The sequence below is a fragment of the Mycobacterium sp. genome, from assembly GCF_040509115.1.
Taxonomy (GTDB): domain Bacteria; phylum Actinomycetota; class Actinomycetes; order Mycobacteriales; family Mycobacteriaceae; genus Mycobacterium.
Window position 1 is genome coordinate 1 of sequence record NZ_JBEVLO010000086.1, and the last position, 20,754, is coordinate 20,754.

Below are 20,754 nucleotides of genomic sequence, written 5' to 3' on the forward strand. Positions count from 1 at the left end.
GCTGGCGTCGTTCGCCATCGGGTTCGCCACCATCAGCGCCACCACCGCGGTGTTCACCGGCTTCGGCGCCGGGTACTTCACGGCGGGCGGTCCGTTCGTCTGGACACTGCTGCTCGCCGCCGCGGTGTTCCTCATCTGGGTCTTCATCGCCGCCGACCTCACCGCGAAGATCCCGCTGGCCGGATACGCCTACCAGTGGACCAGCCGAATCCACGGCTCCACCCTCGCCTGGTTCACCGGCGTGATGGCGCTCGCCGGATGGATCTGCGGCATGACCGGGGTGGGCTTCATCCTCTCCGGCTACCTCGGTGGCCTGTTCGGCTGGGAGATGACGCAGACCGTCCAGATCCTCGTCGCGATCGGCGTCATGGCCGTCTGCATGCTCGTCAACCTCTACGGCGTGCGGTTCGCGACGATGGTCAACAACATCGGTGTCAGCCTGGAGTTCGTCATCACCATCGGTGCGACGATCCTCGTCGCGATCGTCGCGTTCTCCGCGCCCGAGAACCACCAGCCGCTCTCGGTGCTGTTCACCGGCGGCACCTCCGACGGCGCAACGCCGTACATCATCGCGTGGTTGGCTGCGTCCCTCGGACCGTTCTTCGGCCTGATCGGCGTGGAAGCCAGCGCCGACGTGGCCGAGGAGACCAAGAACGCCCGGCACGTCATCCCCCGCACCATGTTCTACGCGCTGACCGCATCGATCGTGATCGAGTTCCTGATGTACGTCGTCTACGTACTGGCCATCAAGGACGCCGCAGCGGTCGAGGCGAACTCCGCGGCACCGATCGAAGAGATCATCACCCAGCAGGTCGGTCCAGTCATCACCAAAATCGTTGTCGCCGTGGCACTCACGAACGTCATGGCATGCATCCTGGCCAACATCCTGGTCGCCACCCGGCTGACGTACTCGATGGCCCGCGACAACATGCTCCCGTTCTCGCACGTGTGGCGCCACGTGTCCCCGAGCAATCGCACCCCCACGTACGCCGTGCTCGGGCTGTTCGGCTTCTCGACGGCGCTCCTGCTCCTGGCCCTGGTGAGCGAGAAGGCGTTCTTCCTCATTCTCGGCTTGTCGGCACTGGCCGTCTTCGCCACCTACGTGCTGCAGACCGTCGCCCTGATCGTCGGTCACCGCCGGGGCACCATCCCCGCCGCCGAACCAGGCACGTTCGACCTGGGCCGGGCCCGGATGCCGATCTACGTCGTCGGCCTGATCGTCTTCAGCCTGGTGTGCGCGGCGCTGATCTTCCTGCCGCAGTTCGCAGGCAACGGCTACGTGTTCTTGGGCCTCGTCGTCCTGGCCGGCGTCTGGTCCGTCACCGGCCTTCGCAAGCGGTTGGCCAACGGCGAAGCGGGACCCGATTACGCCAAGACCCACATCTCCTGAATCCGACTGACCAACAACCATTTCCCGAGAGGACATCATGACCGTCACGCACCCCGGCACCAGCAACCTGGTCGCCGTCGAGCCCGGCGCCGCCATCCGCGAGGACACCCCCGAGGGTTCGGTGATCCAGTACAGCGACTACGAACTGGACACCTCCAGCCCCTACGCGGGCGGCGTGGCCTGGATCGAGGGCGAGTTCATCCCCGCCGAAGACGCCAGGATTTCGATCTTCGACACCGGCTTCGGCCACTCCGACGTCACCTACACCGTGGCACACGTGTGGCACGGCAACGTGTTTCGACTCGACGACCACATCGACCGACTGCTCGACGGCGCCAACAAGCTGCGCCTCGACGCAGGCATGAGCAAAGACGAACTCGCCGAGATCACCAAGAAGTGCATCTCGATGTCGCAGCTTCGCGAATCCTTCGTCAACCTGTCCATCACCCGCGGATACGGGAAGAAGAAGGGTGAGAAGGACCTCACCAAGCTGACCCATCAGGTCTACGTCTACGCCATCCCCTACCTGTGGGCCTTCCCGCCCGCCGAGCAGATCTTCGGCACCACGGCGATCGTGCCGCGCCACGTCCGCCGCGCAGGGCGCAACACCGTCGACCCGACGATCAAGAACTACCAGTGGGGCGACCTCACCGCCGCCAGCTTCGAGGCCAAGGACCGCGGCGCCCGTACCGCGATCCTGCTCGACAGCGACAGTTGCGTCGCCGAGGGCCCGGGCTTCAACGTCGTCGTCGTCAAGGACGGCAAGCTGGCCTCACCGTCGCGAAATGCGTTGCCCGGCATCACCAGAAAGACCGTCTTCGAGCTCGCGGACCAGATGGGCATCGAGGCCACCCTGCGCGACGTCAGCAGCCGGGAGCTCTACGACGCCGACGAGATCATGGCCGTCACCACCGCTGGCGGCGTGACCCCGATCAACACCCTCGACGGCGAGAAGATCGGCAACGGCGAACCCGGCCCGATCACCGTCAAGATTCGCGACCGCTTCTGGGCCCTGATGGACGAGCCAGGCCCGCTGATCGAGGCCATCGAGTACTGATCTCGCGCCCTGACCTATCTCGGCGGGTGGCCGTTCGATCACCCGCTGAGATAGGTCACTAGATCGCCGGAACGGGGATGCGCTGCACACTCCAGTGAAAGGTGCCCCGGCACACCAATCTTCCACCGGCGTCGGTCACTTCGGCACTGGTGGACAGCCGAACCCGCTCCTGCTCGCCCGACCACAGCATGGCCAGCGCCTCGCGTTCCTGAGCCGCCAATCGGCAGGTCGCCACCAGCCGACCCCGCGCCGGCGCCAGGAATTCCAGCGTCGCGGCCCAACCCAGCGGCAGGATGCCCGCCATGTCGGGCTCGGGATTGTCGGCGATGATCGCCCCGAGTCCGGCGGCGTCCAGCAGCGCCACCAGACCGCTGGAGTGCAGCGATCCGATGACGTTGGTCAGGCCCTCCGGTGTCGTGGCCGCGATCTCGGCGGCGCCGTCGGCAGCGCGCACCACCTCGATGCCCGCGGTCCGGTGCGCGGGAATTGGTTCCAGCAGTTGGCGTGCCACGCGGGTCATGTCCATCTCCGCAGACTGACACTGTTGGCTTACGGCACGGTGACCACCAGGCCAACAACGTCTCGCGGCGCTACCCCAGCGAGACGAGGTCCTTGACGTCGTCGATGGGCAGCATCCCCTCCACCCAGGCGTTGACGTTCATGCTCGTCAGGTTGATCCCGCCGCCGTGATTGTCGAGGAAGGCCGTGTCGGCCGCGTCGCGGCCCGTGGCGATGCGCACCATCGTCTGCCGCGGCGCGAGGCACGTCGCGTCGACCACCCGCCACATCCCGTCGACGTAGGCCTCGGCGACGGCGTGGAAGTCCATCGGGTAACAACCCGGCGCGTACACCGCGACGAGTCGGGCAGGCACGTTGACCGCACGCAGCAGGGCGATCACCAAGTGTGCGTAGTCACGGCACACACCCTGGCCTGCCAGCACGGTGTCCGCGGCGCCGTCGATGGGGTCGCTGGATCCGGGCACGTACTGCAACCGGGTACCGACCCAGGAAGACACCTTCTCCAGCAGCGTGATCGACTTCGCGTAATCGCCGAATTCCGTTGCGGCGAAGCCGTAGAACTTGTCGGCCTCGGCGTAGCGGCTGGGCCGCAGGTACGTCGACAGGTCGATCTCGGTGACCGGTGCCGGGTCGGTCTGTCCGATGATGGTCGCCGAGTAGTTGGCCAGCACCGTGCCCTTGCCCGCCTCGAACTTGTGGATGCGGGTGCCGTGCTGCCCGACGAGCTCCATCGGCTCGATTGCGTTGCCGTTCAACGTGAACGACAGTTCCTCGGTCACCTCGGCGCCCGGCTGCGGCGCCACTGCGATCTGAAACTCAAGGGTGGTCGGGTCGAACACCTCGACCTGTAGTTGCGCACCGACTTCGCGCCTCATGGCTCACCACAACTTTCGTACGTATTTCGGGTAGAGACGCGGCAAGCGCATCGTGTCGGCACATCGTTACCCGGCGGAAGCTGGGGCCAAACGTGACTGGGGCGAGCACCGGCCAAGATCACACACCGGTGTGACGTCGCAGAGTCTAGGGGATGATCGAGTCGACGTACCCACCGTCGACTCGGACCGCGGCACCCGTCGTGGCCGACGCCCATGGGGAGCTCAAGTACGTCACCATCGCCGCGATTTCCTCGGGCTCGATGAGCCGCTGCAGGAGCGACTGCGGCCGGTGCTTGCGCATGAACTCCCGCTGCGCCTCGTCCCACGGCAGGGACTTGTCGACCAATTGGTAGACGAAGTCCTCGACACCGGCGGTGTGGGTCGGACCGGCGATGACCGAATTCACCGTCACCCCGGTTCCCGCCGCGTCCTTGGCAAAGCCGCGCGACACCGCGAGCAGCGCCGTCTTGGACACGCCGTAGTGGATCATCTCCTCGGGGATGACGATCGCCGAGTCGCTCGCGATCTGAATCGCCCGCCCCCAGCCCCGCTCGACCATCCCCGGCAGATAGGTGCGGATCAACCGGACCGCCGCGAGGACGTTCACGTCGAAGTAGGTGCGCCACTGTTCGTCGGTGATTTCCCTGGCGGGCACCGCGCCGAAGATCCCGAGGTTGTTGACCAGGACGTCGACGTCGGGAAGTTCGCGGACCAGCTCGGACACCCCGTCCTCGGTGGTCACGTCGACCGCGACGCCGATCACCTCGCCGGCGGAAACGGACCCGCTCAGCTCGGAGACGGCGGCCTCGACGCGAGCTGCCGTGCGGCCGTTCACGACGACGCGCGCGCCGCTGTCGGCGAGCCCCTTGGCGATCGCGAGCCCGATGCCCTGGGTGGAGCCGGTGACGAGTGCGGTCTTGCCAGTCAAGTCGATGTTCACGACGCAGTAATACCACCGCCGCCCCCGAGCTATTCCGGCTTATTCGTTAGCTCCACTTGCTTCCACATGACATTCCCAGCAGAATATGGAACCGTTTTGGGCAGGACCCCCTCCGCCTGGGCGACGATGCGAGGCGACACCGGGCGATGTGAGACACCCATCCGACGGCGGTCCGGTACCAATCCGTTGACGATGAGGAGATCTTGTGCGCCGGTTGTTGATGACGGCTGTCCTGGCGGTGTTACTGCCCGTATTCGTAGGTTTGGCAGGCAACACCGCCACGGCGAATGCCTTCTCGCGGCCGGGCCTGCCGGTCGAGTACCTGATGGTCCCGTCGGCGGGGATGGGTCACGACATCAAGGTCCAGTTCCAGAGCGGTGGGCCCAACTCGCCCGCCGTGTACCTGCTCGACGGCCTGCGCGCGCAGGATGACTTCAACGGTTGGGACATCAACACTCCCGCCTTCGAGTGGTACTACCAGTCCGGCTTGTCGGTCGTCATGCCCGTCGGCGGTCAGTCCAGCTTCTACAGCGACTGGTACCGGCCCGCGTGCGGCAAGAACGGTTGCCAGACCTACAAGTGGGAGACGTTCCTCACCCAGGAGCTGCCCGCGTACCTGCAGGCCAACAACGACGTAAAGCCCACGGGCAGCGCTGCGGTCGGCTTGTCGATGGCTGGTTCCGCCGCCCTGACCCTGGCGATCTACCACCCCCAGCAGTTCCCGTACGCAGCGTCACTGTCGGGCTTCCTCAACCTTTCCGAGGGTTGGTGGCCCGGGCTGGTGAACACCTCGATGGGCGACGCGGGCGGGTTCAAGTCCGACGACATGTGGGGTCCGTCGAGTGACCCGGCGTGGCAGCGCAACGACCCGATGGTCAACATTGCGAAGCTCGTCGCCAACGGCACCAGGATCTGGGTCTACTGCGGGGACGGCACCCCGAGCGACCTTGGCGGCGACAACCTGCCCGCCAAGTTCCTGGAGAGCTTCACGTTGCGCACCAACAAGACCTTCCAGGACAACTACATCGCCGCAGGCGGCACCAACGGCGTGTTCAACTTCCCGGACAGCGGCACGCACGACTGGCCGTACTGGGGCCAGCAGCTGCTGGCCATGAAGCCCGACATCCAGCGGGTCCTCGGCGCCACTCCGACTGCGAGCTAGCAGCGTCACACGGCACTCGGCCCGGCTGGACCATCACGGTCTGGCCGGGCCGAACCCGTTGCGGGAGAAGGCTACCCGTCGTCTCCGGCGACTTCTGCCTACCCGTCGTCTCCGCCCACTTCTGCCTACCCGTCGTCTCCGCCCACGGAGATCTCCTTGAGCTCCCTCTTCAGGATCTTCCCCGTCGGATTGCGCGGCAGCTCGTCGAGGAAGACCACCTCGCGGGGCACCTTGTAGCGGGCCAGGTTGTCCTTGACGTAGGCCTTGATGGCGTCCTCGTCCACGGTGGCGCCGTCGGTCTTCACCACGAAGGCACGCAGTCGGTGGCCCCATTCCTCGTCCTCGACGCCGAGCGCAGTGGCCTCGACGACCTCGGGGTGACCGCTGATCAGATCCTCGACCTCGGCGGGGAAGACGTTCTCGCCGCCGCAGACGATCATCTCGTCGTCGCGGCCGCTGACGTAGAGCAACCCGTGCTCGTCGAAGTAGCCGACGTCGCCTGATGACATGAGCCCGTCGATGATCGCCTTGTGGCCGCCGCCGGTGTACCCCTCGAACGGGAACGTGTTGCCGACGAAGATCCGGCCGACCTCGCCGTTGGGCACCTCGTTGCCGTTGTCGTCGAACAGTTTGACCTTGACGCCCTTGACCACGGGGCCCACGGTCGACGGGTTGATCGACAGATCCTTGGGACGGGCGATGGTCGCGAACGCGATCTCGGTGGAGCCGTACAGGTTGTAGACGACCGGACCCAGGTCCTTGAGCGCGCGGGTGGCGAGCTCGCCACCGAGCTGGGATCCGGAGACGAAGACGATGCGCAGGCTCGACAGGTTGGGCTTGGGGCTGGTCTTCTCCAGCTCGTCGAGGATGCGCGACAACATCACCGGCACGACGACGATGGCCGTTACCTTGTTCTTCTCGATGTCGGCGAGCACGGTCGCCGGCTTGAACCGCCTGCGCAGCACCAGCGTGCTGCCGAGCATCATGGCGATGGTGGCGTGCAGGAACCCCAGCGCGTGGAACATCGGGGCAGGCAGCGAGGTCACCTCACCCGACTTGAACGGCACATGCGACAGGACGCCACCGATCGGCGCCAGCGACGGTGGGGTGCTTCGGTTGGCGCCCTTGGGCGTACCGGTGGTCCCGCTGGTGAGAATGATGATCTTCGAGTGCGCAGACGACTTCGGCGGCGGCGTCGACTCGTTGCGGCTGATCAAGTCCGCGAGCGTCTCGTCGTGGCTCTCGGCCAGCTCGTCCTCCGACGCCGACGACGACGCCGCGTCGACCTTGTCCGGATTGGTCGGCAACGCACGGAGCTTGCCCAGCTCCGGGGAGGCCGCCGAACAGGCCTTCGTGTACTCGTCGTCGTGGATGATCAACTTCGCGCCCTCGCGCTCGGAGACCTCCTTGATCTGCGGCCCGGAGAACTCGCTGTTGAGCAGGATGAGCCGCACGCCGACCTTCGCCGCACCGTAGAGCGCGATCAGGAACCAGCGGTGGTTGCGGATCAGCAGTGCCACGCCGTCGCCGCCGTTGACGCCCATGGCCCGCAGTCCGTTCGCGACGGAGTTGGCGGCGTCGTCCAATTCCTTGAACGTCAGCTCGCCGTCGTCGTCGATGACCGCGATGCCGCTGGGGTTCCTGCGCGCGTTCAGAGCCGGGAGCATCCCGAACTCGCCCCAGCGTCGGATGTCGGCGAGCATCGCCGCAACGTTCTGCGGGTGTTCCAGTTTCAGGGCACCCGCCTCGAACATCTTCCTGGCGTAGTGCAGTTCGGCCGAACCGCGCTCCAGATACTGCTGAACCTTGGCCGCTGCCTGCAGTGGAAGGTCTGTGAGGTTGGGCATGGCCCCACAATATGTGACGGTCGTCGCACGCGGCACCGGCAGCTCCGCGAGTGATCCCGTCGCCCGATGGCAATCCCAGCGCGCCGCTCGGTCCTGGTGCGCAACTACGATGACTCCCATGGCGTCTTCGCTGTCCATGGACATCGGAGGTCGCACCCTGCGGGTCACCCATCCCGACAAAGTCGTGTTTCCCGGCTCCGACGGTAGGGCCGACGTCACCAAGCTCGATCTCATCGAGTACTACCTCTCGGTCGCCGACGGGGCGCTGCGCGGCGTGAGGAATCGCCCGATGATCCTGAAGCGCTTCGTCAAGGGGATCTCCGAGGAGGCCATCTTTCAGAAGCGCGCCCCAGAGAATCGGCCGGAATGGATCGCCGTGGCCGAACTGAAGTACGCATCGGGTACCTCGGCCAAGGAGGCCGTCCTCGACGACGCGGCGGGCCTGGCGTGGGCGGTCAACCTGGGTTGCGTCGACCTCAACCCGCACCCGGTCCTGGCCGACGACCTGGAGCACCCCGACGAGCTGCGCGTCGACCTCGACCCGATGCCGGGAGTGGAGTGGCCACAAATCCTCGACGTGGCAATGGTGGCACGCGACGTACTCGCCGACTACGGCCTGACCGCGTGGCCCAAGACCTCGGGGTCGCGAGGATTCCACATCTACGCCCGCATCGAGCCGAATTGGCCCTACAGGCAGGTGCGCCTGGCCGCCGAGACCATTGCGCGCGAAGTCGAAAGGCGCGCACCGGATTTGGCGACGAGTCGGTGGTGGAAGGAAGAGCGCGAGGGGGTCTTCGTCGACTTCAACCAGAACGCCAAGGACCGCACTGTCGCATCGGCGTACTCGGTGCGGTCCCGACCCGACGCCCGGGTGTCCACTCCACTTCGGTGGGACGAGGTGCCGGACTGCAGGCCCGAGGCGTTCACCGTGGCGACGGTGCCGCAGCGCTACGCCGAGATCGGCGACCCGTGGGAGGGCATGGACGACGCAAGGGGCGGCCTCGAGGGGCTGCTGGCCCTGGCCGAGGAACTCGGTCCCGCCGAGAGGGCACCCAAGGGGGCGCGTCGTGGTGATGATTCGACGGGTGGCCGCGTTTCCACGAAGCCCCTGATCGAGATCGCCCGCACGAAGACCAAGGACGAGGCACTGGCCGCCCTGGAGACGTGGAAGGTGAAGTACGCGTCGGCCGCAGAGCGGTTGGAGCCGATCGACGTGCTGGTCGACGGCATGCGCGGCCCCAGCTCCATCTGGTACCGCGTCCGGATCAACTTGCAACACGTGCCCGAGGACCAGCGCCCACCGCAGGAAGAGCTGATCGCGGACTACTCCCCGTGGGAGGGTTATTCGGGCGGGCAATGGCGCAGGGGCTGAGCCAAACCTCTCAAGCATTGTGAGAGCTCTGAGAATTTGCTGCTCACGCCGACTGCACTTCTTAACGATGTTTTAGGAGTTACTCCCCGGTACCTTATTTTGGGCACCTACCTTGGGATTCAAGTCGAAATGACGGCATCGCCGCCCACTCATTCGGCAACCGAAGGGAGGCAGTGCCATGACCGCAACGAGCACCAGCTCGGTATCGAATTCCCGCTTCCGCTACGGAAATCCGTCCGTGGAATGCAACGGCGCCGAGCTCCACAAGCAGTGCAGGCAACTCGCCACCGTCCTGACCATCACCGGCGCCATCGACGAGGTCAACGTCGCGCTCGTCGTGGAACAGGCCAAGGGCTGCATCATCGCGGAGAAGCCCTTCATCCTCGACCTCAGCGGCGTTACCTCATTCGCTGCACCCGCCATCGCGTTGCTCGACGCCATCGACGAAGCCTGCTTTGCCGCGGGCGACGAGTGGTCGCTGATCGCCAGCCAGCAGGTGTCGCGCACGCTGCGGCTGTGCGGCGTCGACGAGGTCTTCCCGGCCACGGCATCGGTTCCCGAAGCGCTGCACCACTTCTCGGACGTCGCAGGCGAGCGCCGTCGCATCCTCCCCATCCTCACCAAGTCCGCATAGCGGAAGGGATTGCACACATGTTGATCGATGTTCGCTGGTTGCGGTACCTGATTCATCCTCGGCACAAGCACCAGGAAGTGACCTCCGCGCGCTGAGCGCGACCGCCCCTCAACGAGACGCCCACCCGAAGCGATTGTTCGTCGCCGAGGGTGGGCGTTTTTTTGCGTGCGCTACCAGCCGCCGATCCAGCCCTCGAAGATGGCGTCCGGCTCGGCCGCCGGGTTGGCGGACCGTCCCACCAGAAAGTCGAAGTCGCATCCTCGGTCGGCTTGGAGCACCCGGTCGACGTAGAGCGCGGCATAACCGCGAGCCGGCGCAGGCTTGGTGGTCGGTAGGCCTTCTCGACGCCGCTGCGCGAGTTCGGCGTCGGAGACCATGACGTCGAGCTTCCCGGCCTGCGCATCCAGGGCGATCACGTCGCCATCCCGCACCAGGGCCAGTGGACCACCCGCTGCGGACTCGGGGCTGACGTGCAGCACACAGGTGCCGTAGGCAGTGCCGCTCATCCGGGCGTCCGAGATCCGCACCATGTCGGTGACGCCTTCGGCGAGCAGCTTGCTGGGGATCGGCAATTGCCCCCATTCGGGCATGCCTGGCGCGCCGCGCGGGCCTGCGGAGCGCAACACCAGGACCGAGTCCGCCGTCACGTCCAGATCGGGATCGTCGAAGCGGGACATCAGGTCGGCCATGTCGTTGAACACGACCGCAGGGCCCTGATGGATCAACAGCCCCGGGGTTGCCGCGCTGCACTTGATCACGGCACCGTCGGGCGCCAGGTTGCCGTGGAGCACCGCAAGTCCCTGCGGCGGCTGGAACGGCGCAGCGAGGTCGGCGATCACGCCACGATCGGTGCCGCCGACGTCGGGCAGGTTGTCGGCGACGGTCTTGCCGGTGACCGTCAGCGCCTCGGTGTGAAGCAGGGTCTCGATCGACTTCATGACCGCGGGTATCCCGCCGGCGTGGAACACCTGCTCGACGAGATGCTGGCCGGCCGGACGTACGTTCACCATCAGAGGCGTCCGGGACGACAGTTCGTGGAAGCGGTCGAGCGGGAGATCCACGCCGACGCGGCCGGCGATGGCGAGGAGGTGGATGATCGCGTTGGTCGATCCGCCGACGGCCAGCATCAGGGTGATGGCGTTGTCGAAGGCCTCGCGGGTGAGGATCTGCGAGGGGCGCAACCCCTCGGTGGCGAGCCCGACCGCACGGACCCCACACGTCTCGGCGATCTGAAGTCGTCGAGAATCCATCGCGGGCACCGCGGCGGCGCCCGGCAACGTCATGCCGAGCCCCTCGACGAGGGTCGCCATCGTCGACGCCGTCCCCATCTCAGGACAGTGGCCCTGCGACGGACCGGCCGCCGACTCCAGCCGGTCGTACTCCGCCATCGACATGCGCCCGGCCCTGACTTCGTCGATGTACTCCCACAGGTCGGTGCCGACGCCGAGCTGCTTGCCGTTGAAGACCGCGGGCGACGCCGGTCCTCCGGTGAGTGCGATCGCAGGCACGTCGGCGCTGGCGGCACCCATGAGCTGCGCGGGCACCGTCTTGTCGCACCCCCCCAGCAGGACGACCGCGTCGAACGGGTACGCGCGGATGGACTCCTCGACGTCCATTGCCATCAGGTTGCGAAACAACATGGTGGTTGGCTTCATGAGTTGCTCGCCCAGCGAGATGGTCGGGAACTCCAGGGGGAACCCGCCCGCCGCCAGCACTCCGCGACGGACGGAGTCGGCCAGCCCGCGAAAGTGCATGTTGCAGTTGACGACTTCCGACCACGAGTTGCAGATGCCGATGATCGGGCGACCGTCGACCGCCATCCGCGAGAACCCTGAAGCGCGCATCGCCGACCGATGGACGAAGCCGGGAACGTCATGGCCGGCAAACCATTTGGCACTCTTGAGCTCGTGACGCGGAACCGTCATCGCTATCGCACCTTGGCGGCGTACGCGGTGATCTTGCGCATCGCGGGTTGCCTGGCCGCCTGGTAACTCAGCCACCGCCCGGACCTGGTGGACATCAGACCGCCCACCACCCGTTGCTGCCACGGTTGCCGTCTACCCTTCGGGCCACCGGACCGCTGCGGGGTTGCCGTGCCCGCGGCATCGGCGAGCGCCACCTTGGCCGCGTTGTGACCGCTGGCGCCCATCACTCCTCCGCCCGGGTGCGTGCCGACGCCGCAGAGGTAGTAATTGCGAACGGGCGTGCGATAATTCGCCAGCTCGGGCAGCGGGCGCGCACCGAACAATTGATCGAGCATCATGCTGCCGTGGAAGATGTTCCCGTCGGTGATCAGGTATTCCTCTTGAAGATCGTCGGGGGTGATGATGGCCCTGTCGACGATGTGCCCACGCAGGTTCGGGGCGTAGGTGAACAGGTCCTCACACACGAGGTCCGCCCAGCGCTCCTTCTCCGCCGCCCAGGTGGTCCCCGACAACTCGGACGGCAGCTGCTGGATGCCGAGGGTCATGGTGTGCAGCCCCTCGGGAGCCAACGAGTCGTCGGTCACCGACTGCGTGACGGCCTCTATCACGAACGTGCTCGGGAACGTTCCGCGGCGTTGGGCCTCGAACGCCTCCTCGAAGGCCTCCCGGCTGGGTCCGAGCAGCTGGTGGCCGTGGTGTTGCGGACCCGGACTGGCATCGGCGAACGGAAGGTACTGCGGCAGTTCATCGATCAGTAGGTGGATGCGGGCCATCGAGCCGCGGGTGTCGATGTTCCCGACCGCGCGCACCAGGCTGGGGGCCAGCACGCCCTCGTCGAGCAGTTGCAACAGTGACCGCTTGGGGTCGGCGTTGGAGAAGATCTGCGCACCGGTGACCACGGAACCGTCACGCAGGCGAACCCCGGTGGCCACACCCCGCTCGACGACGACGCGTTCGACCGGTGCCGACGTCCTGATCGTGGCACCGTAGTGCCTGGCCCCGGCCGCGAGCGCCTCACTGATCGCACCCATCCCGCCCCTGGCCAGGCCGAACTGCCCGAAGTTTCCGTTGAATTCGCCCCAGGAGTGGTGGCCGTAGGTGTAGGCGGTACCCGGTGACGACGGTCCGCCGTAGATGGATACCATCCCGAAGAAGGTCAGCATGCTCTTCAGGCGTTCGTCCTCGAAGTATCGGTCGAGGAGGTCCCGCACCGAGATCAGGGTGAATTCGTCGAACAGCGCCTGCTCCCCTGCCGCCTCGAACTCCGCCATGATCTCCGACCGTTCCGGAGGCGACTTCAACAGCCACGGCGTGACGATCCCGGCGAACGTCTGCAGTCGCACCCCGAAGTCGAGGAAGGCCTGCGCGTCCCGCTTGTTGAGCTTCTCGATCTCCCGGAGAGTTCGGTCGGTCTCCTTCCACATCGTGAAGGACGTCCCATCGCGGAAGAGGCTGAACGACAACGCATCACCCTGATAGAGGTCGAGTCCGAACCGGGCGAGCTCCAGTTCCGCGATGATCTCCGGGCGCAACAGACCAGCGATGAACGCGCACGACGACCACTTGGACCCCGGGATGAGTTCCTCGGTGACACAGGCCCCGCCGACCACGTCGCGGGCCTCCAGGACGAGCACGCTCTTGCCCGCACGGGCCAGGTAGTTGGCGGTCACCAGACCGTTGTGTCCGGCACCGATGACGATGGCGTCATACATGGGCATGTCAGTTCTCCTCGACGGGTGATGCGCAGCGCGTGAGTAACGTTGCCACGCTGGCAGGCTCGACGAGTTCGTCGAACCGTTGGACCACTGGTTTGAGCTCCGGCGCGTTGTCACGCACCGCTTCCCACTCTTGCCACGACCGGACTGTCATGACCTCGACGACGTCGATGTCCGAGGCGTCGTCGCCATCGACCAGGTAGACCTCGAAGCTCTCCACGACGTCGAAGGCCAGGCACGTCGGTCGGTCCAGTTCGGCGGAGAAGGCCGCGAACTGCTCGGCGCTGACGCCCGGGCGTAGCGAAAACGTGTTGATGGCGCTCACTCCTGCCATCTCACGCGATCTCTCTGCTGATCATGACGTGCTTGATCTCGGTGTACTCCTCGAGTGAGTAGATCGACATGTCCTTGCCGTTGCCCGACTGCTTGAAGCCGCCGTGGGGCATCTCCGGGGTGACGGGGAGGTGATCGTTCACCCAGACCGTGCCGAACTGCAGGTCGCTGGACACGTCGAGTGCGCGCGACACGTCGTTGGTGAAAATCGATGCTGCCAGCCCGTATTCGGTGTCGTTCGCCCACGCCACCACGTCGTCGGCGTCACCGAACTTGGTCACTGAGGTGACGGGGCCGAACACCTCCGTCGAGACGATCTCGTCGCCCTGCCTGGCTCCGACGACGACGGTCGGCGCGGTGTAGAACCCGGTGCCGGGGTTGTCACCCTGGATGAGCTCGGTGTGTCCGGTGGCCTTTGCGCGCTCGACGAAGCCCTCCACCCGGTCTCGGTGGGCGGCCGTGATGACGGGGCCCATCGCGGTGCGCTCGTCGGCGAGGTCCCCGAGATCGAGTGCGGTGACGGCCTTCTCGAGACCGGCGACCAACTCGTCGTGGATCGCTTCGTGGACGTAGAGCCGAGACGCCGCCATGCAGTCCTGGCCGGAGTTGCAGAACGCGCCCTCCATGATCTTGTCGACGGTCAGCGAGACGTCGGCGTCGGCGTAGACCAGCACCGGAGCCTTGCCGCCGAGTTCGAGGTGCAGTCGCTTGAGGTTCGAGTCCGCCGATGCCCGCATCAGCGCCCGGCCGGTGTTGACCGAACCGGTCAGCGACGACATCCGCACCCGCGGATGTGCGACCAGCCGTGCCCCCACCTCCGCACCGTCCCCGGTGACGACGTTCAGCACGCCTGCGGGAAACAGATCCTGCGCCAACTCCGCGAGGCGCAGCACGGAGAATGGCGTGTGCTCAGACGGCTTGAGCACCAGCGTATTTCCCGTGAGCAACGCCGGAGATATCTTCCAGATGGCCATCAGCAGCGGGTAGTTCCACGGCGCCACCGAACCGACGACGCCGAGGGGGTCGCGGCGGATGATGCTGGTCTTGCCGCGAACGTATTCCGTGGCCGCCCGCCCCTCGGACGACCGCGCCGCGCCCGCGAAGAAGCGCAGGTGGTCGGCGATCATCCCCATCTCCTCGGTGGCGAGACCGATCGGCTTTCCGACGTTGCGGGATTCGATCTCCGCGAGGTTGGACAGGTCGTCCTCCACCCGGTCGGCGAGCTTGAGAAACGCTCTGGCCCGTTCGCCGACGGGGGTCTTCGCCCATCCGCCGAAGGCGGTCTCGGCCGCCGCCACCGCACGGTCGACGTCGGTGGCGGTGCCGTGGGCGGCCTCGGCGAAGACCTCACCGGTCGCCGGGGCGCGTACCGCATCCACGGCACCGCCTGCCGCCTGGGTCCAGCTGCCGTCGATGAACATCTGCGGGTTGAAACTCATGGTTCCTCCTGAAGGCTCAAGTTGTGGGTTCCTGCTTGACGAATCTGCGGTCCGAATCCACCAGGACGCCGATCCCGGTGCCCGATTGGTGGGTCGTCTGGCCCGCCTGCGCGGTGATGGCCAGAAGCGCGCGAACTTCCTCCTTCGAGACCTGTTGTTGCGCAATGGAAATGTGCACCATCAGCCCCTCGACAACGACGTCGAGCAGCCGAGCGGTGGCGCGGTCGAAGTGCTGCGCGAGCGCATCCTCGGCCAGGGTCATCCAGCGCTGGGTGAGTCGCTTGGTCTGCGCCGTGCGGACGGCGTCCCCGTAGAGCTCGTAGGTGACGGCGAGCTCGTTCGGGTTTGCCGCGAGGTCGTCGGTGATGGCAGCGACGATGCACTCGACGACGCCCTCCGCCGTGTCGCACGACGCCAGCCGGGACTCGAAGCGCGTGGCGAGCTTCGTGACGTGGACGTCGAACGCGGCCTGCACGACGTCCCCGAGCGTGGCGAAGTGATAGGTGATGGAGCCGAGCGGAACGTCGGCGGCAGCGCCGATCGCGCGGTGGGTGATGCCCGCGACGCCGTCGCGCGCCAGTACCTGCAGCGCCGCCTCGACGATGCGCTCCCGCCGGTTGGGGTCGTGCCTGCGCGCGCGCCGGGGTGCCGCGACCATGGTTGCACCGCCTTTAAGAACATTTGTACGTATCGATGGAGACGAATGTACCCAGGCGTTTCGTGCGTGTCCATGGCTGCGCTACATCGCCTCGGGCGCGGGATCCTCCAGCTGGCGCTCGTTGAGCGCGCGCCCCAGCTGCGCGTACCGATCCGGCGCGGCGAACTTCAGGTAGAGGCCGTAGAGCATGCCAAGGCCGAGCGCCACGAACACCAGCGACAGCATCAGCATGGCGAGGGCACCCTGCGCGCCGAGCAAGATGTCGAGGCTGTCCAGCGTCAGAACGAAGAACGCGCCGAGGCCGATGACCGCGAGGATCGGCGCGATGACGGTGTTCCACAATCGCTTGTCCACGTTGGACTTTCGGAAGAAGACGAAGATCGCAATGCCCGCCACCAACTGCGAGAGGATGACGCCGATGGTGCCGATTCCGGTGGCCCAGGTGAACAACCCGGCGAACGGATCCTGGTCGAAGAGCGCGAACAGCGCGACGACGATGGCGATGCTCAGGGTCTGCACGACCGACGCCACCCACGGTGTTTGCCTGCGGGGCAGCGTCCAGCCCAGCGGCTTCCAGAGCAGACCCTGGCGGCCCATCGAGAACGTGTAGCGGGCCACGTTGTTGTGGAACGTCACGATGGCGGCGAACAGAGCCGTGATGATCAGGATCTGGAAGACCAGTGAGATGTTGTGCCCGATGATGGTGTCGCTGGCGACGAAGATGAAGTCGCCGCCGGATTCCTGCGCGATGCCGACCACCTTGTCGAGCCCGAGCGCATTCATGATGAGCCACCCGGACACGGCGTACAGCGTGCCCATGAAGGCGATCGACAGGTAGGTCGCACGTGGGATGGTTCTGGCCGGGTCCCGGGCTTCCTCGCCGTAGATCGCCGAGCCCTCGAAACCGATGAACGACGCGTGGGCGAACATCAGCGCCACCCCGAGGGAGCCGGCGAGCACGACCGACGGGCTGAAGGGTTGGAAGGAGAATTGGGACGCAGGCACGTCGCCACCGAAGAGGCTGCACACACTGAGCACGGTGATCATCGTGACCTCGAGCGTCATGAACACGCCAAGGACCTTGGCCCCGGAATGGACGCCCTGGACGCCCAGACCCAGGCACAGCACCAACGCGATGCCCGCGAACAGCCACCACGGTAGGTCGGTGCCGAATCTGGTGTTGAACAGTTCGCCTGCGTAGTAACCGAATCCGCCGTAGAGCCCGGCCTGAATGGCGTTGTAGGCGAAGATCGCCAAGAATGCCGAACCCAGTCCGGCGACCCGGCCGAGCCCGAGCGTGACGTAGGCATAGAACGCGCCTGCATTGGTGACGTGCTTGCTCATCGCCACGTAGCCGACCGCGAAGATCATCAACACCACCGCGGCGATGACGAACGCGCCAGGCATGCCGAGTCCGTTGCCCGCGCCGATGATGATGGGGTACAGCGCGACGACGACGGTCAGGGGCGACGCAGCGGCGATGATGTAGAAGAAGATGCTCGGCACCCCGAGGCTGTCCTTCTTGAGGCCATGGTTGCGTCGCCCACCCGGCGGCGCCGGTGAGTTCGTTGATGCTTGCGACGGCATGCGGCCTTCTGGTGGCTCAAGCGATTGGGTTACGTTCGTCATGATCGTTCATCCCTCGTGCAATGTGGGCGGAGTCGGTTACTGCGAGCCGAATCGGACGGCTGTCCTGCTCACCCCCTCATGTCCAGGGCCAGGTCGGTGAGCAGATCTTCCTGGCCGCCGACCATCGCGCGGCGGCCCGCTTCCACCAGAAGCGCGCGCGGTTCGACGTCCAGTTCGGCGCCAACGCGTTCGGCGTGCAGCAGGAAGCTCGAGTACACGCCCGCGAATCCCAGCGTCAGCGTCTCGCGATCCACCCGGACCGGGCGCTTCTGCAACGGGCGGACGACGTCGTCGGCGGCATCCATCAGAGCGAAGAGATCACACCCGTGCTGCCACCCGTTCAGCTCCGCAACGGCGACGAACACCTCGAGTGGACAATTGCCAGCCCCGGCGCCCAGCCCCGTGAGTGAGGCGTCGACGCGTCGCACGCCCTCCTCGACCGCAACGAGTGAGTTCGCCACGCCGAGAGCCAGATTGTGATGCGCGTGGATGCCGACCTCGGTCGTTGGCTCCAGCACGGCGCGATAGGCCCGCACCCGATCGCGTACGCCCGCCATCGTCAGCCGGCCACCCGAGTCGGTCACGTAGACGCATGCCGCGCCTGCCGACTCCATGATCTTCGCCTGGGCGGCAAGCTGTTCGGGGTCGATCATGTGCGACATCATCAGGAACCCGGCGACGTCGATCCCGAGGTCGCGGGCCGTCGCGATGTGTTGTTCGGCGATGTCCGCCTCGGTGCAGTGGGTGGCGATCCGCACCGAGGTGACGCCGAGATCTACGGCGGAGCGCAGGTCGTCGATGGTGCCGACACCGGGAAGCAGGAGCGTCGTGAGCCGTGCCGTCGAAACGACATCCGCGGCGGCGGAGATCCATTCGGCATCAGAGTGCGCACCCGCGCCGTAGGTGAGGCTGCCACCGGCGAGCCCGTCCCCGTGCGCCACTTCGATCGCGGCGACGCCGGCGCCGTCCAGCACCCGGGCGATGCGCTGGACGTCGGCGATACCAAGGGAGTGACCGATCGCGTGCATGCCGTCGCGCAGCGTGACGTCCTGTACGTAGACCTCGGGGCTCACGTCGTGACCTTCCGACGCGAATTGCTCTGCACCGCAAGCTCCTCGCCAACCCGCATTGCGGCGGAGGTCATGATGTCCAGGCTCCCCGCATACGCAGGCAGGTAGTCGGCGGCACCTTCCACCTCGAGGAAGACGGTGACCTGCTGGAGGTCCCCCGGGTCGTCACCGGCGAGGCGCCTGCGCAGATCGCCGCGCGGCACCGACGCGATCCGGACGTCCTGCTTGAGGCGATAGCCGGGGACGTACTCGGACACGGCGTGGACCATCGTCGTCACTGCGGTCGCGATGGCGTCCTCGTCGGTTCCGGAGATCAGTGCGGCGACGGTGTCGCGCATGATCATCGACGGCTCGGCCGGATTGAGCACGATGATCGCCTTGCCGCGGCGCGCCCCGCCCACGTCCTCGATGGCGCGCGCCGTCGTCGTCGTGAACTCGTCGATGTTGGCCCGCGTGCCCGGTCCCGCCGAGCGAGACGAGATCGACGCGACGATCTCGGCGTAGCGCACGTCGGTCACCGCCGACAGCGCCGCGACGATGGGAATCGTGGCCTGCCCGCCGCACGTCACCATGTTCACGTTCTGGTGATCGGCGACCTCGGACATGTTGACGGCGGGCACGACGAAGGGACCGATGGCCGCAGGTGTCAGGTCGACGACGCGCTTGCCCCACGGTTCGAGCTTCGCGTAGTTCGTGACGTGGGCGGCGGCGCTGGTGGCGTCGAAGATCACCTCGAGGTCGTCGAAGGCGTCCATCTCCAGCAGTCCGTCGACGCCCGCCGCGGTGACGGCGACGTCAAGGCCCGAGGCCCGGGCCAGGCCGTCGCTGCGCGGGTCGATCCCCACCATGGCGGCGACGTCCAGGACCGCGGACCGGCGCCGGAGCTTGATCAAGAGATCGGTCCCGATGTTCCCCGACCCGATGATCGCCGCTGTCGCGCGTGGTGCCACGTCGGCCGCGCTCAGTTCGCCAACACGGCGGCAGGTGCCGGCCTCGACGAAACCTTCACCGCGGGAACGGTCTTGGCGGCGAGCTCGTTGAGGATCGCGGCGTGCCGAACCTTGTGCCGGACGAGGCGCTCGTGGTACTCCGGTTCGATCCAGCCGTTGTACATCACGGCCTCGGACTCACCGGGTTCGATCTTGAAGTAGACCGGTCCCGCCACCTGCGCGATCGCGCCTGCCTCCCAGAGTCGGTTCATGCCGCCGAACGACTCGAAGGTCTCGGCCCAGACGTCCAGTGGGATGTCGACGTGGCGCCGGATGGCGGCCAGCATCGGACGGCTCAGGTCGCCAACGGGATTCACGCTGTCGGCACCCAACTCCTGAAGGATCCTGATCGACGCCGGGTTCGCATGCCCCGCATAGACGGAGATCTTGAACTTCACGTCGGCGGGGATGTGTCCGGCGTCGCGCGCCTTGTTCAGGATGTCGAGCACGCCCTCGTCCCACACCAGCACGCCGCGGATGCCCGTCGAGAACATCCGTAGATAGTCGTCGAGCAAATAGCGCACGTTGTCGAGGCCACGGACCCGCCGCCCGCCCGCTTGACCTTCGGTGCTGAGCGCCTGCCTGCCGAGATCCCAGCCGGTACGCGGGCCGGGGACCGCGATGAGTTCGATCCCGCTCTCGTCGGCAAGCGTTGCGACGTCGGCCAATTCGCCGGTGCTCAACAGTGTCGAACCGCCACCGAACGCGACGATTCGGTTGATGAACACGCCTTGCTTCTGCGACTCGTCGAGCAACGCCTCGAGGGTCGAGAGACGCTCGACGCCGGAGACCTCGAGCCGATAGCTCGCTCCGTCGGGGAACGTCTTGGTCGACGGCGTCAGGTCGTAGTCGTCTGCGGGCAGGAACCCCTGCGACCTCAGGATGGCGGCACCATCGATGCCGTCCGTGATGGCTCCGCCATCGATGCCGTCCGTGATGGTCGAGGTGTTTCCTACTGCTGCGGTGGACATCGCATCTCCTTCTCGACCCCGTCCGGAGACCAGTCGCGAATTTCACTGAGTGAATGTTGTTTTCAACAAATGAAAATCTAGGAGACGTTTGGGTTGCTGTCAACAGGTCGGCAAGATCCGACCCGTGACGCCCGAGACTTCAGTGAGCACTGGTACCGTTCACTGGGTGAAATCCGATGCGCCGTCCGACAAGGGCTCGAGCCTCATCGGAGTGGAGCGCACGACCAGG

Annotated in this window: 18 protein-coding genes; 5 read left to right on the forward strand and 13 right to left on the reverse strand. The window is 66.3% G+C overall.

Annotated features, from left to right (window positions below; genetic code table 11):
- Both ABW137_RS07305 and ABW137_RS07310 read left to right on the forward strand, forming a co-directional pair.
- Positions 1 to 1,390 (forward strand): amino acid permease (locus tag ABW137_RS07305; protein ID WP_526398387.1); only part of this gene is annotated, 1,390 nt, incomplete at its 5' end.
- A 37-nt stretch (positions 1,391 to 1,427) separates the two neighbouring features.
- Positions 1,428 to 2,447: an aminotransferase class IV gene (locus ABW137_RS07310; protein WP_526398389.1), complete on the forward strand. Its 1,020-nt coding sequence runs from the start codon at positions 1,428 to 1,430 to the stop codon at positions 2,445 to 2,447.
- Positions 2,448 to 2,505: 58 nt separating this feature from the next.
- Here the strand turns inward: ABW137_RS07310 and ABW137_RS07315 are convergent, their stop codons facing one another.
- The 3 genes from ABW137_RS07315 to ABW137_RS07325 all read right to left on the reverse strand — a co-directional run bounded on the left by ABW137_RS07315 (position 2,506) and on the right by ABW137_RS07325 (position 4,781).
- The gene (locus ABW137_RS07315) at positions 2,506 to 2,967 is read right to left on the reverse strand and encodes a PaaI family thioesterase (RefSeq protein ID WP_526398391.1); all 462 of its coding nucleotides are present in this window, start codon (positions 2,965 to 2,967) and stop codon (positions 2,506 to 2,508) included.
- Between the two features lie 70 nt (positions 2,968 to 3,037).
- A complete protein-coding gene (locus ABW137_RS07320) occupies positions 3,038 to 3,841 on the reverse strand; it encodes a transglutaminase-like domain-containing protein (protein ID WP_526398393.1) in 804 nt (267 codons plus the stop codon).
- A 145-nt stretch (positions 3,842 to 3,986) separates the two neighbouring features.
- Positions 3,987 to 4,781 carry an SDR family NAD(P)-dependent oxidoreductase gene (locus tag ABW137_RS07325; protein WP_526398395.1) on the reverse strand — a complete coding sequence of 265 codons (795 nt, stop codon included), beginning with the start codon at positions 4,779 to 4,781 and terminating at the stop codon, positions 3,987 to 3,989.
- Positions 4,782 to 5,001: 220 nt separating this feature from the next.
- Between ABW137_RS07325 and ABW137_RS07330 the strand changes: the two genes are divergently transcribed.
- The gene (locus ABW137_RS07330; RefSeq protein ID WP_526398397.1) at positions 5,002 to 5,943 is read left to right on the forward strand and encodes an alpha/beta hydrolase; all 942 of its coding nucleotides are present in this window, start codon (positions 5,002 to 5,004) and stop codon (positions 5,941 to 5,943) included.
- Positions 5,944 to 6,068: 125 nt separating this feature from the next.
- On the opposite strand, the gene fadD2 is transcribed toward ABW137_RS07330, so the two are convergent.
- Positions 6,069 to 7,790, reverse strand: coding sequence for a long-chain-fatty-acid--CoA ligase FadD2 (fadD2, locus tag ABW137_RS07335; RefSeq protein WP_526398399.1), 1,722 nt, complete (start codon positions 7,788 to 7,790; stop codon positions 6,069 to 6,071).
- 109 nt (positions 7,791 to 7,899) lie between these two features.
- On the opposite strand from fadD2, the gene ABW137_RS07340 reads away from it, so the two are divergent.
- On the forward strand, positions 7,900 to 9,162 hold the full coding sequence (locus tag ABW137_RS07340; RefSeq protein ID WP_526398401.1) for a DNA polymerase domain-containing protein: 1,263 nt from the start codon (positions 7,900 to 7,902) through the stop codon (positions 9,160 to 9,162).
- 178 nt (positions 9,163 to 9,340) lie between these two features.
- Positions 9,341 to 9,796 (forward strand): STAS domain-containing protein, encoded by a 456-nt coding sequence (locus ABW137_RS07345; protein ID WP_526398403.1) that lies wholly within the window; start codon positions 9,341 to 9,343, stop codon positions 9,794 to 9,796.
- Positions 9,797 to 9,966: 170 nt separating this feature from the next.
- Here ABW137_RS07345 and ABW137_RS07350 read toward each other — a convergent pair whose 3' ends face one another.
- The 9 genes from ABW137_RS07350 to ABW137_RS07390 all read right to left on the reverse strand — a co-directional run bounded on the left by ABW137_RS07350 (position 9,967) and on the right by ABW137_RS07390 (position 20,525).
- Positions 9,967 to 11,721, reverse strand: coding sequence for a dihydroxy-acid dehydratase (locus tag ABW137_RS07350; RefSeq protein ID WP_526398405.1), 1,755 nt, complete (start codon positions 11,719 to 11,721; stop codon positions 9,967 to 9,969).
- A gap of 2 nt (positions 11,722 to 11,723) precedes the next feature.
- Complete coding sequence (locus ABW137_RS07355; protein WP_526398407.1) at positions 11,724 to 13,439, reverse strand: phytoene desaturase family protein; 1,716 nt, start codon at positions 13,437 to 13,439, stop codon at positions 11,724 to 11,726.
- 1 nt (position 13,440) lies between these two features.
- Positions 13,441 to 13,761: a RedY/HapK family protein gene (locus tag ABW137_RS07360; protein WP_526398409.1), complete on the reverse strand. Its 321-nt coding sequence runs from the start codon at positions 13,759 to 13,761 to the stop codon at positions 13,441 to 13,443.
- Positions 13,762 to 13,771: 10 nt separating this feature from the next.
- The gene (locus tag ABW137_RS07365) at positions 13,772 to 15,208 is read right to left on the reverse strand and encodes an aminobutyraldehyde dehydrogenase (RefSeq protein WP_526398411.1); all 1,437 of its coding nucleotides are present in this window, start codon (positions 15,206 to 15,208) and stop codon (positions 13,772 to 13,774) included.
- A 16-nt stretch (positions 15,209 to 15,224) separates the two neighbouring features.
- Positions 15,225 to 15,866, reverse strand: a complete 642-nt coding sequence (locus ABW137_RS07370; RefSeq protein WP_526398413.1) for a TetR/AcrR family transcriptional regulator — start codon at positions 15,864 to 15,866, stop codon at positions 15,225 to 15,227.
- Positions 15,867 to 15,947: 81 nt separating this feature from the next.
- Positions 15,948 to 17,495 carry an amino acid permease gene (locus ABW137_RS07375; RefSeq protein ID WP_526398415.1) on the reverse strand — a complete coding sequence of 516 codons (1,548 nt, stop codon included), beginning with the start codon at positions 17,493 to 17,495 and terminating at the stop codon, positions 15,948 to 15,950.
- Between the two features lie 68 nt (positions 17,496 to 17,563).
- The gene (dmpG, locus tag ABW137_RS07380) at positions 17,564 to 18,568 is read right to left on the reverse strand and encodes a 4-hydroxy-2-oxovalerate aldolase (RefSeq protein ID WP_526398416.1); all 1,005 of its coding nucleotides are present in this window, start codon (positions 18,566 to 18,568) and stop codon (positions 17,564 to 17,566) included.
- Positions 18,565 to 19,515: an acetaldehyde dehydrogenase (acetylating) gene (locus tag ABW137_RS07385; RefSeq protein WP_526398418.1), complete on the reverse strand. Its 951-nt coding sequence runs from the start codon at positions 19,513 to 19,515 to the stop codon at positions 18,565 to 18,567. The genes dmpG and ABW137_RS07385 overlap by 4 nt, the downstream gene beginning before the upstream one ends.
- An 11-nt stretch (positions 19,516 to 19,526) precedes the next feature.
- Positions 19,527 to 20,525 (reverse strand): hypothetical protein, encoded by a 999-nt coding sequence (locus ABW137_RS07390; RefSeq protein ID WP_526398420.1) that lies wholly within the window; start codon positions 20,523 to 20,525, stop codon positions 19,527 to 19,529.
- Between the last annotated feature and the right edge of the window lie 229 nt (positions 20,526 to 20,754).